General features: G+C 67.4%; 12 protein-coding genes. 3 read left to right on the forward strand and 9 right to left on the reverse strand.

Annotated elements, in window-relative coordinates; genetic code table 11:
* Nucleotides 1–7 precede the first annotated feature (7 nt).
* A complete protein-coding gene (locus BLM15_RS02480) occupies nucleotides 8–1,153 on the reverse strand; it encodes an efflux RND transporter periplasmic adaptor subunit (RefSeq protein WP_164547369.1) in 1,146 nt (381 codons plus the stop codon).
* Nucleotides 1,154–1,313: 160 nt separating this feature from the next.
* On the opposite strand from BLM15_RS02480, the gene BLM15_RS02485 reads away from it, so the two are divergent.
* Nucleotides 1,314–2,171 (forward strand): methyltransferase domain-containing protein, encoded by an 858-nt coding sequence (locus BLM15_RS02485; RefSeq protein WP_236846673.1) that lies wholly within the window; start codon nucleotides 1,314–1,316, stop codon nucleotides 2,169–2,171.
* A gap of 60 nt (nucleotides 2,172–2,231) precedes the next feature.
* On the opposite strand, the gene cckA is transcribed toward BLM15_RS02485, so the two are convergent.
* From cckA to flgB, 7 genes are all read right to left on the reverse strand, one after another.
* Entirely contained in the window at nucleotides 2,232–4,736 is a 2,505-nt protein-coding gene (cckA, locus tag BLM15_RS02490; protein WP_126110062.1) for a cell cycle histidine kinase CckA, read from the reverse strand.
* Nucleotides 4,737–4,822: 86 nt separating this feature from the next.
* Nucleotides 4,823–5,890: a flagellar biosynthesis protein FlhB gene (gene flhB / locus BLM15_RS02495; protein WP_126110064.1), complete on the reverse strand. Its 1,068-nt coding sequence runs from the start codon at nucleotides 5,888–5,890 to the stop codon at nucleotides 4,823–4,825.
* A 12-nt stretch (nucleotides 5,891–5,902) separates the two neighbouring features.
* Nucleotides 5,903–6,661, reverse strand: coding sequence for a flagellar biosynthetic protein FliR (gene fliR / locus BLM15_RS02500; protein ID WP_126110065.1), 759 nt, complete (start codon nucleotides 6,659–6,661; stop codon nucleotides 5,903–5,905).
* Between the two features lie 77 nt (nucleotides 6,662–6,738).
* Nucleotides 6,739–7,005, reverse strand: coding sequence for a flagellar biosynthesis protein FliQ (gene fliQ, locus BLM15_RS02505; RefSeq protein ID WP_126110067.1), 267 nt, complete (start codon nucleotides 7,003–7,005; stop codon nucleotides 6,739–6,741).
* Nucleotides 7,006–7,044: 39 nt separating this feature from the next.
* Entirely contained in the window at nucleotides 7,045–7,371 is a 327-nt protein-coding gene (fliE, locus tag BLM15_RS02510) for a flagellar hook-basal body complex protein FliE (protein WP_126110069.1), read from the reverse strand.
* Between the two features lie 28 nt (nucleotides 7,372–7,399).
* Nucleotides 7,400–7,810 (reverse strand): flagellar basal body rod protein FlgC, encoded by a 411-nt coding sequence (gene flgC, locus BLM15_RS02515; RefSeq protein WP_126110071.1) that lies wholly within the window; start codon nucleotides 7,808–7,810, stop codon nucleotides 7,400–7,402.
* A gap of 11 nt (nucleotides 7,811–7,821) precedes the next feature.
* A complete protein-coding gene (gene flgB / locus BLM15_RS02520) occupies nucleotides 7,822–8,205 on the reverse strand; it encodes a flagellar basal body rod protein FlgB (protein WP_126110073.1) in 384 nt (127 codons plus the stop codon).
* 220 nt (nucleotides 8,206–8,425) lie between these two features.
* Between flgB and BLM15_RS32175 the strand changes: the two genes are divergently transcribed.
* Together BLM15_RS32175 and fliP are read left to right on the forward strand one after the other, a co-directional pair.
* A complete protein-coding gene (locus BLM15_RS32175) occupies nucleotides 8,426–9,778 on the forward strand; it encodes a flagellar biosynthetic protein FliO (RefSeq protein WP_164547370.1) in 1,353 nt (450 codons plus the stop codon).
* A 139-nt stretch (nucleotides 9,779–9,917) separates the two neighbouring features.
* A complete protein-coding gene (gene fliP, locus BLM15_RS02530; protein ID WP_206438594.1) occupies nucleotides 9,918–10,673 on the forward strand; it encodes a flagellar type III secretion system pore protein FliP in 756 nt (251 codons plus the stop codon).
* A gap of 9 nt (nucleotides 10,674–10,682) precedes the next feature.
* Here the strand turns inward: fliP and BLM15_RS02535 are convergent, their stop codons facing one another.
* Complete coding sequence (locus BLM15_RS02535) at nucleotides 10,683–14,084, reverse strand: tetratricopeptide repeat protein (protein WP_126110077.1); 3,402 nt, start codon at nucleotides 14,082–14,084, stop codon at nucleotides 10,683–10,685.
* Between the last annotated feature and the right edge of the window lie 33 nt (nucleotides 14,085–14,117).

Raw genomic sequence — 14,117 nt, forward strand, 5'->3', positions numbered from 1 at the left:
CGCGCCCTCACGGCTTGCTGGTTTGCGGGGCGGCCAGCCTGATCCGGGCGCCGGGCGCCAGCCGCGACTGGCCCTCGGTGACGACCTTCTCGTCCTGCGACAGCCCCGATGCGAGCGCCGCGACGCCGTTCTCGTTGGAGGCGACCTTCACCGGCCTCGCCTCGACCGTGTCGTCGGATTTGGCGACGTAGACGAAGGGGCCCTTCTGCCCCTCCTGCAGGGCGACCGAGGGCACGGTGACGGCGCCGGACATCATGCCGAGCTGGACGACGACATCGACATATTGCCCCGGCCAGAGCCGGTGCGGCTCGTTCGTGAACAGCGCCTTCACGCTCACGGTGCCCGAGGGGATGTCGACGGCGGAATCGATGAAGGAGAGATCGCCGGTGGCGAGCTCCTCGCGCGTGCCGGAGGCGAAGGCGGTGACTTTCGCCGGCGTCTGTGCCTTCGCCGCGGCCTGCACCAGGGTCAGGTCGCGCTCGGGCAGGGTGAAGGTGACGCGGATCGGGGCGAGCTGCGTCACCGTCACGAGATTGCTGTTGGCATCGTTGACCCGCACCGCATTGCCCGGCGTCGCCGTGATGGCGCCGAGCCGGCCCGAGATCGGGGCAGTGATCGTGGTGTAGCCGAGCCGGACGCGGTCGAGCGCCAGCGTCGCCTCGTCCGCCTTGACGACCGCCGTGGCGACGGCCTCGTCGGCGGTCGCCTGGTCGAGCGCCTGCTGCGTGCCGGCGCCCTTGTCGACCAGGCTTTTCTGGCGGGCAAGATCGGCGCGCTTTTGCGCCACGGTCGCCTTGTCGCGCTCGACATTGGCCTCGTCGCGGGCGACCTGCGCCTTGAGCTCGCGATCGTCGAGGGTGAAGAGCAGGTCGCCCTGCTTGACCTCCTGGCCCTCCTTGACGTGCTGGTCGGCGATGACGCCGTCGAGGCGGGATTTGACCGCGACGATCGCGACCGGCTCGGCGAAACCGATCGAGCGGCGCGTCACGGGCACGTCGGCACGGCCGGCGAGCACGGTCGTGACCGGCGTCGATGGTGGCCCCTCGCGGCGTTCTGCATGGGCTTGTTCCGGGCCGTCCTGCGGTCTGATCACGCGATAGGCGGCGAAGGCGGTGACAGCCACCAGGAGGGCTATGATCGCGTAACGTTTCATCGAGGGTCCCGGCGCAGCGCTGTCGACGACGAGCCACCTTACAGCCAGCCGCCCGGGAGCGCCTGTCCGCAGCATGAACTCTTCGTAATACTGGTTGAAGGCGGGAGGCCGCGTACCGTCATTTCGAAGCAGGAAAGGGCCGAGGCGGGTGTTGGGTCAGGTGCCCGATAAGGAGGCAAAACCATTGATCGGATGGACACCAATTCTACGAAGCCGGATGCAATTATTTAAGGTGTCCGCGCTATTGGCTTGGCGGTCATTGCTTAGAAGGTCGCTCTGCATGAGTGCGCTGTCTCCGAACGAATTCAGATCGTCGATCGATCTCGAAAAGCGCAAATTCCATATGAAGTCCTATTTCGAGAGTAGTTTCTATCGACAGTATCGCGCAGCGAGCATGGCTCTGAACAGCCTGGGACGGAGCCCTCGCGTCCTGTCATTGGGAGCTGGCGGAGCTTTCGTCGAGGAAATCGTTCAGAAACATCTCGATGCTTCGGTCTTCGTCGTCGATTTCGCTGAAACCCTGAAAATCGAGGGCGAACTCTACGGTAATTTTGCCGGCATGTTCGCCGGCGACATCTCCGCGCCGGAATGGGTTTCTCCGCTCGATGCCGTCGATGCCGTGTTCTGGTTCGATAATATCGAGCATTTGCGTACGGACCCGACGACGATCCTGCGAAAGCTGCGCACGGCGCTCTCGGATACCGGGCAGATATTCATAACCACCGATAATTTCGCGCGGCTGCGGAATATCTTGAAGCTGATCTTCAACCGCTCGATCGTCGCCTTGCCGCCTGACCTGTTCGCCGATGTCGATTTCGAGCACGAGTATGTCCACCGGCGCGAATATACCCGGCCCGAGCTGGAGACCTGTCTGGCGGATGCGGGCCTGAAGCTCGTCGAGATCGAAATGCTCTGGCAGAGCCCGTCGGAAAGCCTGAAGAAGCTACCGTTCCGGACCTTCGAATATCTGTTCCCGCGCTTTCGCCCGCACATGCTGATCCGGGCGCAAAAGGCCTAGAGCAGGGGCAGGTAGAACACTCGCCGGGTTGGCTACGGTCGGACCAACCGGCGATGCAGTTCAGCTCATCGCCGCCTTCACCGTCTCGACGAGCTGCTTCATCGTGAAGGGCTTGGGCAGGAAGTGAAACTCCTCGCCCTCCGGCAGATTCTTGCGGAAGGCTTCCTCGGCATAGCCCGAGACGAAGACGACCTTGGTGGTGGGGCTGCGCTTGCGCAATTCGCCGAGCAGTGTCGGGCCGTCCATCTCGGGCATGACGACGTCGGAGATGACGAGGTCGATCTTGCCTTCGTGCTGTATGAACAGCTCGAGTGCCTCGACGCCTGACGCGGCCTCGTGGACGGTGTAGCCGCGCGAGACCAGCATGCGGGCGTTGAGAGCCCGCACGGCGTCCTCGTCCTCGACCAGCAAGATCATGCCGGCGCCGGTATGGTCGGCGGCGACCTTCTTCGGCGCCTCCCTGGCGGCTGCCTCGGCGGCGATGTCCTCCTCGGTCGGGATATAGCGCGGCAGGAAGATGCGGAAATTGGTGCCGCGCCCGACGACGGAGTCGCAGAAGACGAAGCCGCCGGTCTGCTTGACGATGCCGTAGACCATTGAGAGGCCGAGGCCCGTGCCCTTGCCGACCTCCTTGGTGGTGAAGAAGGGCTCGAAGATCTTTTCCAGATGCTCCTGGGCGATACCGGTGCCGCTGTCCTCGACCTCGAGCAGGACATAGTCGGTGGCGGGCAGGGCTTCGTAGCCGAGCTCGCCGACTTCGGCCGCCGGCACGTTGCGGGTGCGCACCTGGAGCTTGCCGCCGCTCTGCATGGCGTCGCGTGCGTTGACGGCGAGGTTGACCACGACCTGCTCGAGCTGGCCGAGATCGGCCTTGACCGGCCAGAGGTCGCGGCCTTGGCGGACGTCGAGCGAGATCTTGTCGGCGACGACGCGCTTCAGCATCAGCGAGAGGTCGGAAAGCACGTCGCCGAGCGCCAGCACCTGCGGGCGCAAGGTCTGCCGGCGCGAGAAGGCGAGCAGCTGCCGGACCAGCGAGGCTGCCCGGTAGGCATTCTGCTTGATCTGCATGATGTCCGGGAAGGACGGATCGGTCGGCTTGTGGCTGGCGAGCAGGAATTCCGAGGCGTTGATGATGACCTGCAGCACGTTGTTGAAATCGTGCGCGATGCCGCCGGCGAGCTGGCCAACCGCCTGCATCTTGCCGGCCTGGTCCATATTGTCCTTGAGCTTGCGCTCGGCAGTGGTCTCCAGCGCATAGACGATGGCGCGCTCGCCGTCGGTATCCTCGCTCGCCGGAACGGGCGAGAGATAGAGCCTGGCCGAGCGGCCCTCCTCGCCGGTGAGCGCGACGTCGAGCGGGGCGATCTCGCCCTTGCCGGCGAGCGCAGCGTCGAAGGCCTGGGCGAGGGCGCCATTGCCGTTGACCAGCTCCTGGATCGTCGCCGGCTGGGCGCCGCCCTGCGTCAGGCGGGCGAAGGAGGCGTTCGAGCGCAGGATCGCGCCAGTGCGGTCGACGGTCGCGATCGCCATCGGCGTCGCGTGGAAGAAGCGGGCGAAGCGCGCTTCGGCGTCGGTATGGCGGTCGGCCCCGGCTTCGCCGGCGGCGCGGTTCAGAACCAGCGTGCGCGAGGCGCCGGCGCGCCCGTCCTGGCCGAAGGCGACCTGATGGTGCAGACGCACCGGCAGGGACTGGCCGTTGCGACGGCGCAGGTCGACGTCGAGCACTTCGATGCGGACATCGCCGGGCTGGCCGCGAATGGCCTGGATCAACGCCGCGGCGTTGGGCGAGGCGATGTCGTCGAGCTGCAAGCCGCCGGAGCCGAAGCGGGCGAGATCGTAGTCGAGCCAGCCGGCCAATGTGGCGTTGAGATAGGGCACCTCGCTGTCGGCATCGATCGAGAGGAAGCCGGCCGGGGCATGATCGAGATAGTCGATCGCGTGCTGCAGTTCCTGGAACGCGTTCTCCTGGCGCTCGCGCTCGGGGGTGACGTCGGCGACGCTCCAGAGACAAGCCGGGCGGCCGGCACGGGTGATCGGCGAGACGCGCACCCGGTACCAGCCGACGGCGCCGCGCTCGTTCAGCGCTGGCTCTAGCCGGATCTCCTCGGAGAGCCGGCGGCCGGCGCGGGCAGCGGTGGCGAGGCGGTAGATCGCCTCGGAAACCTCGGCGCGGCCCTTGAACAGGCGCTCGACCGGCGCGATCTCGCTGGCATTGCGAGCGCCGGCGAAGGCGAGATAAGCCTCGTTGGCGTAGACGATGCGATTGTCGCCCTCGGTGACGACGACGCCGTCATCGGCACTGTCGACGATCGCCTTGGTCAGATCGTTGCGGGCCGAGCGGCCGGCGAACTGGATCAGCCCGATCGCGAAGGCGAACAGGCAGAACACGCCGACGACCGAGAGCAAGGCGAGCAGGCCGAGGATCAGCGGCTGAGCCCATTCATTGGCGATGAAGCCGAGCGCGATCGCGGCCCCAACCAGGAGGCCCGCAATCAGCAGGATGATCCCGACATGGCCGGGCCGGTCGGACCGGTCGATCGCGGTCGATGCCGTGCTTGCACTCATTGCAGCGGGTCCGTTTTCCTTCAGTCGCCCGTCGTTGATAGGTCAGGGCAGGGCGCCAGGATATTGTCGCCTGCCCGGCCAGCGAGTTAGGCGCGCCGACGCTTCAGGCGCAAGACGTATCCGATGACTTCCGCCACTGCCTGATAGTGTTCGACAGGAATTTCGTCATCGATCTCGACGGTGGCGTAGAGCGCGCGGGCCAGAGGCGGGTTCTCGACGATCGGGATGCTGTGCTCGCCGGCGACCTCGCGGATCTTCAGCGCGATGGCATCGACGCCCTTGGCGAGGCAGACCGGTGCGCCCTGATCCTGATCGTATAGCAAGGCGATCGCATAGTGGGTCGGGTTGGTGATGATCACCGTCGCCTTCGGCACCTGCGCCATCATGCGCGAGCGGGCCTTTTGGGCGCGCAATTGCCGCAGCTTGGCCTTTACCTCGGGATTGCCCTCGGTGTTCTTGTACTCGTCCTTGAGTTCCTGCTTGGTCATGCGCTGGCGCTGGTACCAGGTGAAGCGCTGGTAGCCGAAATCGCCGATGGCGATGACCGCGAAGATCGCGAGCACGCCGGCCATCAGCTTGATCGTCAACGCGAGCACTGCCGGCAGCAAGGCGTGCACGTCCATCTGCGCGAAGCCCTGCAGGCGGTCGCGTTCGCCCCAGAGCACGATCCAGACGCCGACGCCGACCACCAGGATCTTGGCTAGGCCCTTGGCGAAATTGACCCAGGCATCCTTGCCGAAGACGCGCTTGAAGCCCGCCATGGGCGAGATGCGATCGAATTTCGGCATCATCGGCTCGGTGGTCCAGAGCGGCTTGTGCTGGATCAGCGCGCCGGCGAGCGCGGCGATGAGGATGAAGCCGAGCGGCAGGGCGAGGGCAGCGAAGCCGGTCATCACGCCCTTGCTGGTGACATGGAAGAGGGCGGCCGGGTCGTCCGAGACCTGATGGGCGTTCATCAGGAAGGAGCGCAGCGAGAGTGCGGCGTCGCGGGCGGCCGAGCCCGCGGCGACGAGGAGTGCGAGGGTGAAGCCGCAAAGCACGAAGAAGGTGCCGATCTCCTGCGACCGTGCGACATCGCCCTTCTCGATGGCTTCGTCGAGCTTTCGCTGGGTCGGTTCTTCTGTGCGGTCTTCGTTTTCGACGTCACCGGCCATGCCTGCGCCTCCTCACAGACCGATGAACTGGCGCAGAAAGGTACCGAGATCGTCGAGGAAGACGCCCATCATCACGCCGACCGTGGCGAGGAACACCAGCATGCCGCCGAGGATGGAAGCGGGTACGGCGAGGAAGAAGACCTGCATCTGCGGCATCAGGCGCGCGAGCACGCCAAGACCGAGATTGAACAGCAGCCCGAAGACGATGAAGGGCGCCGAGATTTGCACGGCGAGCGAAAAGCCCTGCGCCATCGCCTTGACCGCAAGCGTCATGACGTCACCGATCTCGGGAAAGCCACCGGGCGGCAGCAGCCGGTAGCTCTCATGGATGGCGGCAAGTGCAAGGTGATGCAGGTCGGCCGCCAGGATCAGCGTGATGCCGAGCATCGAGAGGAAGTTGGCGAGCGAGGGGTTCTGCAGGCCGCCGGTCGGGTCGACGGTGACGGCAAAGCCGAGGCCGAGCGTCTGGGCGATGATGAAGCCGGCGGTCTGCAGTGCACCCATCAAAAGGCGCACCGTCGCGCCGATGACGAGCCCGACCATGATCTCGCTGATCAGCAGGCCGCCGAGCCCGGCCGGGTCCTGCGGCATGGTGATCGTGCTGCGAGCCATCGGCAGGATGACGAGAGTGACGAAGAAGGCGAGGGAGAGCCGGCCGCGCGACAGGATGAAGCGTTCGCCGATGCCCGGCATCAGCATCACCAGGGTGCCGACGCGCGCGAAGATCAGCACGAACAGCGCGCTGATCTCGGGCAGGATGGCGATCTGCATCGGGCGGACCCGGCTCCCGCGCCAGTGAGGCGCGCCGGCCGGACTCCATGGTAAGGAGGCGCTGGCAGGCGCGAGGCTCATTCGCCCGTGGCGATTCGGACGGCGACCCTGCCCATATAACCCGCCAGGGCGTCGCCCATGAACGGCAAAAACAGCAGCATAGCGGCGAATACCGCGATGATCTTCGGGACATAGACCAGGGTCTGCTCCTGGATCTGCGTCAGCGCCTGGAACAGCGAGACGACGAGGCCGACGACGAGCGCGATCAGCATCAGCGGCGCGCCGGCCTTGAGGAAGACGACGATGCCGTCGCGGGCGACGTCTAGGATGGCTGCGGAGGTCATGGGCTCGGATCCGGTCGGCGTTGGATGGGAGGGCGGTCGTCAGACCGGCATCCGCATGATTTCCTCGTAGGCGGCGATGACGCGGTCGCGCACCGCCACCAGCGTCTCGATTGCCGCTTCGCTTTCGGCGACCGCGGTGACTACGTCGACGACATTGGAGCGGCCAGCGGCGACATTGCCGGTCTGAATATCGGCCTGACGAGCGCTCTGCGCCGTCGATTCCAGCGCCTTGCCGACGAGGGACGAGAAGTCCGGCAGGCCGGCGCCGTCGAGACCGCCGACCGAGGCCGGCTTCTTCAGCAGGGCGCTCGTGCCCATGCCCTGCATCGAGGCGTAGGCGCCGGCGGCGAAACTCGATGTGGTCATGAAAGCAGCTCCGCTTCAGCCGGTCGCGTCAGGCGCGCAGGATGTCGATGGTGCGCTGGATCATCCGGCGCGTGGACGAGATGACGTTGAGATTGGCCTCGTAGCTGCGCTGGGCCTCGCGCATATCCATCGTCTCGATCAGCGAATTGACGTTGGGCATCTTGACCTGGCCGTTGGCGTCGGCGGCGGGATGGCCGGGGTCGTATTTCGTCTTGAAGTCGCTGCGGTCGCGGTTGACCCGGCCGAGGTCGACGACCTGGGCGTCGAGCTCGCGGTCGAGCCTGCCCTGGAAGCTCACGATCTTGCGGCGATAGGGGTCGACGCCGGCGCGCTCGGGCGAGGAATCGGCGTTGGCGAGGTTCTCGGCGATGACGCGCATGCGGCCGGCCTGGCCCTTCAGGCCGGATGCGGCGACGGCGAGGCTCTTGAGCAGATCCATGACGTAGCTCCTTAGCGACCTTTGCCGATCGCGATCTTCATCAGCCCGAGGCTCTTGCTGTAGAGCGAGGCCGCGAGCTGGTAGTCGGACTGGTTCTGCGCGACCTTCATCATCTCGTCCTCGAGATTGACGCTGTTGGCGCTGGGCGTCGTCTCGAAGCGCTTGGGATCGCGCGGGTCGAAGCCGCCTTGCTGGCCGGAGAGGCCGAGATGCATCGGCGAGGTCTGCAACAGAGTCGTGCCACCGCCGGCCTGGGAGGGGGCGCGCAAATCGTGCGGCTTGAAGCGGGGTGTGTCGGCATTGGAGACGTTCTCGGCGAGCAGCTTCTGGCGCGCCTGATGCCACTGCATGCGCGTCTTCAGAGCTCCCATCAGGCCAAGGCCATTGTTCGCCATGCTGCCAATCCCCAGTCGGCTCTTGCCGAAGTGGGAAATTATTGCCGAGTGCATGGTTAACGCGCGGTTAACCCAGCCCGATTTGCAGGTTCATGTTAACCATCTGCTAACCATGTTTCTCGAACTGGCGGCGCTTATGGTATAGCCAACTCCGTCTATCCGTCTGATCGCCTTTACAAAGAGCGGTCGGCGGCTGTCGCGTCGCTTCATGAGGCAGACCTTGCAGACTTTGTTTGGCTTCGAACTTTCCTCCGGCCTGCGTTGGATCATCGCCTTCGCAGTAGTGCTGCTCCTGGTCGCGCTGCTCGGCTTCTTCCTGCGGCGGATGAGCGGTGGGCGGCTGAAGTTCAAGGGTCAGGGTGGTGGACGTGCCCGCCAGCCGCGCCTCGGCGTGGTCGATGTCTACGATCTCGACCGGCAGCGCCAGCTGATCCTGGTGCGGCGCGATAATGTCGAGCACCTCGTGATGATCGGCGGCGCTTCCGACGTCGTGGTCGAGACCAATATTGTCCGCAGTGGCGGACGCGTGGCGGTGCCGGCGCCTACCGAAGGCCTGGCCGAGCGGCCGCTGGCCTTCGAGGCCGAATCGCGTCCGCAGATCGCCGAGGAACCGCGCCCGCTGCCGCCTTCGCCGGTGCCGGCCGCAGCCGTTCCGGTCGATCCCGTTCCGCCGCCGCGTCCGCAACCGCCAGTCGCTCCGGCGCCTCTCGCACGTCCGATCGCCCAGCCTCAGCCGCCGCGCCCTGTGCCAGCTCCGGTTCCGCCCGCGGTCGCCGCGGGGGCTGCCGGCATCAGCGCCGCCCTGACCCGCGATCCGGCTCCGGCTGCCAGCGCCAGCGAGCTCGGCGACATGGCGCGTCAGCTCGAAGAGGCCTTGAAGCGGCCGTTCTCTGCCGTGCGTCCCGGCTCGGCCGGGCCGCGCACGGAGCCGGAAGCGCCGGTGCCGACGCCTGCCGCTCCGCCGTCGGCGCCTCCCGTGCCACCGGCTCCGCCGATCGCTGCTGCCAAGCCGCCGGCTCCGACGCCAGCGCCCGCCCGACCGGCGCTGGATATGGAAGCCGAACTCGAAATGGCGCTGGGGTTGAAGCCGGCATCGGCCCGCCCCGCTGCAGCAGAGACACCGCTGGTCGCCCCGCCGGTCTTCGCCCCGCCCAAGCCTCCGGCCGCCGAGCCAGCCAAGGCCGAAGAGAAAAAGCCCGCACCGGCAAAGGAGCAGACGCCGCCGGCTCCGGTTGCCGATCAGCCCAAGCCTGCCAAGTTCGCGCCCGTCTTCGACGACATGCTCGATGACGAGCTGGATTCCGCCAAGGCCGACGCGCCTGAGGCAACGGCCAAGGCCGAAGGCAAGCCGAACGAGACCAAGTCGGCCGAGACGAAGCCTGCGGAAGCGAAGCCCGCTGACGTCAAGCCCGCTGCTGACGTCAAGCCGGCTGAAACCAAGCCGGAAGCCGCGGCCAAGCCGTCGGATTCGAAGCCGGCCGCCAAGCCGCCTGAGGACGACCCGTTCTCGGTCGATGCGATCGAGGCGGAGTTCGCCCGCCTGCTCGGACGCGATCCCAAGCCGAAAGGCTGAGCAGCCTCCCTGGGGTGAGGGGGCACGAGACTGCCTGCCGCCAAGGCGGCAGGGGATAGCGAGTGAAACCCCCTTCGCCCGCCCCCGAGCCTTGCTCTAGCGTTCCTGCGAGCCCGCGCCTTGATTCGGGCAGGGACGGATGATGGGCAGGCGGATACCTACGGCACGGAGATTGCGCTGGCTGGCGGTGCTTGCCGTCGTGCTGGGCGCGCTCGGAAGCGTCGCCCAGGCCCAGACGCTCTCGCTCGATCTCGGCCAGGGCGGCGTCACCGAACGGGCGCTGCAGGTGATCGCCGCGATCACGGTGCTGTCGCTGGCGCCGTCGATCCTGATCATGGTGACCTCCTTCACCCGCATCGCGGTGGTGCTGTCCCTGCTGCGCTCGGCGATCGGCACCCAGACCGCGCCGCCCAACGCGGTGATCATCGGGCTGTCGCTGTTCCTGACCGGCTTCGTGATGGCGCCGACCCTGAAGGAGGCCTACCGCGTCGCCGGCGCGCCTTTGATTGCCGGGCAGATGCAGCCGCAGGAGGCGTTCGAGCGTGGTATCGTGCCGTTCCGCGAGTTCATGCTGAAGCATGTGCGCGAGAAGGATCTGGCGCTGTTCATGGAGATGTCGCGCGAGCCCCCGCCCGAGCGTCCCGATCAGGTGCAGATTCAGGTGCTGGTGCCGGCCTTCATGATCTCGGAGCTCAGGCGCGCTTTCGAGATCGGCTTCCTCTTGTTCGTGCCGTTTCTGATCATCGACCTGGTGGTCGCCTCGATCCTGATGTCGGTCGGCATGATGATGCTGCCGCCAGTGACGGTGGCGCTGCCGTTCAAGCTGATCTTCTTCGTGCTGGTCGACGGCTGGGGGCTGGTCGCCGGCTCTCTGGTCAAGAGTTACGGCAGCTAAGGCGACAGCTTAGCCCTGGCCGGGCTTGGGTCCGGCATTGGCCGCGTCGGCTTCGCCCGCCTTCCGTCTCTCGCGCACGGAGCTGGAATAGGCCGGGTAGCGCTTGCGGTATTCCTTGAGGAAGTCGGTCATGGTGTCGGAGCCGGAGGCCGAACGCGCGGCCTCGCGGATATCAGCGGCGTTGGCCCGGCTCGCGCCGGTGACGAAGCCGAACAGGCGCGCATCGGCACCCTGCGCCATCTTGCCGGCGAACTTGGTGCGCAGGCGGTCGAGCGAGAGCGCCTCGTCCGACATGACATAGCCGATGGCGGCGCGCATCACGTCGCCGCGCTCGCCGTCGCTGAGGGGCGCCTGGCCGCGCCAGCTCTCGCCGAGGATGCGTTCGAGCGCCTCGCCGGCCTCGCGCCAGCGCCGCCCGCTCCACAGGATGTCGGCATTGAGCCGATCGACTTCGGGGCCGCTTTCGCCCTCCATCAGGTCGAGCGCCTGATCGGTGCGCGACAGGTCTGACAGCGCCTTGGCCTCGAGCAGCAGGCGGGCGCGCTTGACGTCGGCCGGCAGCTCGGCGAGCCGGGTCGAGACGATCGCCTGCAGGGCTTCCGCCGGCTTGCCGTTCATCAATCGGATCATGGCGAGGCGCGTCGCCACAGTGGAGCGCGCCGCGCCAGTCAGGCGCCGATCCATCTGGTATTGCAGGATGTCGCTGGCCTGGTCGAGCAGGTCGAGCTCGACCAACCGGTCGGCGAGCAGGCGGGTGATCTCGTCGCCGCGCCGGCCGATCGGCAGGAACTCCTTGAAGTCGTAGAACAGCGCGAGAGCATCGAGCCGCGGCAGCTTTTCGAGATCGGGGTCGCTGAACAGCGCTTCGAAGCGCTGGGCGGTCTCGTCATGCAGGAGCCGCGTCGCCGGATGCTCCGGGAAGACCTCGTTGGCGCGCCGCGCCGTCTGGAAGGCGTCGCGCCAGCGCTGCTGCTCGGCGTAGAGGCGGCCGAGCTCGGCCAGCGCCTCGATCTCGACCTCGCCGCCACGCCAGATCGCCGAGACGGTCTCCAGCCGGGCGATGGCCTCGTCGACCGGCAGGTCGGCGCGCTTCTCGGCACGGGCAAGCTTGACGGCGCGCAACTGCGCCTCGGCAGCGACCGGCCGGGTTTTCGCCTCGAAGAGCGGGCGATAGCCGTTGAGCGCGGCCTCCGGCCGGCCGCTGACATCGTCGAGCTTGGCACGCAGCAGCGCCAGCTCCTCTGGGTTCATCAGCTCCTCGGGTATGTCGGCGAGGCGTCCGATCTGCTTTTCCGCCACTGTCGCCTCGCCGGAGGCGAGGGCTGCCCGTGCCATCGCCGGGCGGAACTCGGCCTGGAGATCGGCGGGGTAGCGGTCGAGGATGTCTTCGGCTCGACGGAAGCCGGCGAGGGCCTGACCGTTGCGGCCGAGCCGCTGCTCCGAGAGGGCACGCCAGAGCCCGGTCTCGGCTTCGTCGCGGATTGGAGCGGCCTCGAAAGCCTTCAGCGCCTCGGCGCTGCGGTGCATGCGGGAGGCGATCACGCCGCGCAGGAAGATCGCATCGCGATTACCGCGCATCGCGGCATCGTCGGCCAGGAGCGCATTCAGCGGCCCGGCGGCTTCCGACATCATGCCGTTGGCGGCGAGGAAACGGGCCAGCGCCAGCCGGGTTTCGGATTTGCGCCCACGTGAGGCGCCGGTGACTTCGCGCAGCAAGGCTGCCGCGCGGTCGCGGATGTCGGCTGTGTGCAGCGCTGACCAGGCCTCGGTCTCGAGCAATGGCTGCGTGACCGCCCCAGCGCTCTTCTTATCTGCCTCGCTTGGCTTTTCGGCATCGAGGCTGACGATCAGGCCGTTGCGGCGGCCGATCCGCACCTCGTTGGTGTCGGCGCGCACCGCAAGATCGTCGGCGACGGCGCTGACGACGACGCCATGGGCGCTTTGCGGCAGCCCGAACTCGACGAAACGATACGGCTTCGACACAGCCCGCGTCGGGCCCATCGCGGTCGCGACCGCGAGCGCCGGGCCGCCTTCGCTGTTCTCGAGCCAGTGCACGCCGGTCAGGCCTGGCACCGGCACGTTGACGATGGTCTGGCCGCGCTCGTCGGCGCCGCGGCGCGGGCTAAGCGCACCGGCCGGCTTGCCGGCCTTGTCGCCGAAGGTCAGGGACCATTGCGGGCCGTCATCGGAGAGCCGCACGATCTGCTGGCGGCGCGTCTTCAGCCTGATGATGGTGACCTTGGTCTCGCGGGTGACGGTGACGTCCTGAACCAGCGCTGGGAGCACGCCTTTGAGCCTGTCCGGGTCGAGCGTGTCGCGCGTGTCGAAGACCAGAGTAACCCGTCCCGGCTCGGCGAAGGCGGCAGCGCCTGTCGGCCGCGAGAAGCGGAAATCGATGCGGCCGCCATCGCCATCGGCGGCGGAGCCGATCTCGACATCCCGGGGCGGTGCGTCAGCAGCGACCGTAGCCACTGGCTTGGGCTGGGCTTGCGGCGTCTCGGCTGTCGGGGCAGGGGACGGCGGTGCCGCGGCTGGCTTTTGCTCTGGCGCCTTGCTCTCCGCCGGCTTGGCTCCGCTTGACGGGGCGGCCTGCAGATCGGCCAGCGACAGCGGGATGGCAGCGCCAGGATGCGGCAGATCGACGGTCCAGCCGGCCTCGTCGCGGAAGCTGCGAAGCTGGCGATCCTTCGGCACGGTGAAGACGAGCTGCGTCCGGTCATCCCCGATCGTCGCCTGCTCGAGCGTGAAGTCGGCCGGCAGGAGGCTGCGGATCTGCGATGGCGTCACCGACAGCGCCTGGTCGAAATTCAGCGTCAGCTTGCCGTCGCCCGAGACGGGCGTGAGCATGGTCTCCGGCGGCGTCGAGAACATCAGGCGATCGAGCGTCGGCAGGCGGGCGCTGCGGAAGCCGAGCGGCTTCGGCGGGATCGCCGGAGCGCGGGCGATCTCCCGTGCGCGTGCTTCGGCGAGGCGCAGGCGCTGGGTGAGTTCGGCGAGAATCTCGGGCGGCAGGCCCGGCAGCTGGCCGGTCCAGTTCTCCGGCAGCAGGTCGATGAAGGCCCTGTCGCCCGCTTCGAGCAGATTGGCGCGATAGGGGCGGGCAAGAGCAAGACGCAGGCCGCGGCCATCAGGATCGATCCGAACGATCGAGATGTAGTTGGGCAGCTCAGCGGCGAGCCGGCTCGGGTCGAGCTGCACCGGCTGGCTGAAGCCGATGACGACGACGCCGTTCGAGACCCGGACCCGCGTGGTCACCGGCTCGTCGAAGCTGAAGGCGAGGCGGCCAAAGCCGGCACGCATGGCCTCGCCGCGCAGGGTCGCGTTGGCCGCCGCCACCGGCGCGACGAAGCCGGCAGCGAGGCTCAGCGCCGCCAGGCCAATGCCGAAGCTCAGGGACCGCAGGATACGCACGACCGCTACTCAACCCGACGCGATGGCGGAGCG

It is taken from the genome of Bosea sp. Tri-49 (assembly GCF_003952665.1).
Lineage (GTDB): Bacteria > Pseudomonadota > Alphaproteobacteria > Rhizobiales > Beijerinckiaceae > Allobosea.

Excerpts from the sequence above, each read along its gene's own strand:
- BLM15_RS02480 (WP_164547369.1), bottom strand. The coding sequence starts at position 1,153 with ATGAAACGTTACGCGATCATAGCCCTCCTGGTGGCTGTCACCGCCTTC.
- cckA (WP_126110062.1), bottom strand. The coding sequence starts at position 4,736 with ATGAGTGCAAGCACGGCATCGACCGCGATCGACCGGTCCGACCGGCCC.
- flhB (WP_126110064.1), bottom strand. The coding sequence starts at position 5,890 with ATGGCCGGTGACGTCGAAAACGAAGACCGCACAGAAGAACCGACCCAG.
- fliR (WP_126110065.1), bottom strand. The coding sequence starts at position 6,661 with ATGCAGATCGCCATCCTGCCCGAGATCAGCGCGCTGTTCGTGCTGATC.
- fliQ (WP_126110067.1), bottom strand. The coding sequence starts at position 7,005 with ATGACCTCCGCAGCCATCCTAGACGTCGCCCGCGACGGCATCGTCGTC.
- fliE (WP_126110069.1), bottom strand. The coding sequence starts at position 7,371 with ATGACCACATCGAGTTTCGCCGCCGGCGCCTACGCCTCGATGCAGGGC.
- flgC (WP_126110071.1), bottom strand. The coding sequence starts at position 7,810 with ATGGATCTGCTCAAGAGCCTCGCCGTCGCCGCATCCGGCCTGAAGGGC.
- flgB (WP_126110073.1), bottom strand. The coding sequence starts at position 8,205 with ATGGCGAACAATGGCCTTGGCCTGATGGGAGCTCTGAAGACGCGCATG.
- fliP (WP_206438594.1), top strand. The coding sequence starts at position 9,918 with ATGATGGGCAGGCGGATACCTACGGCACGGAGATTGCGCTGGCTGGCG.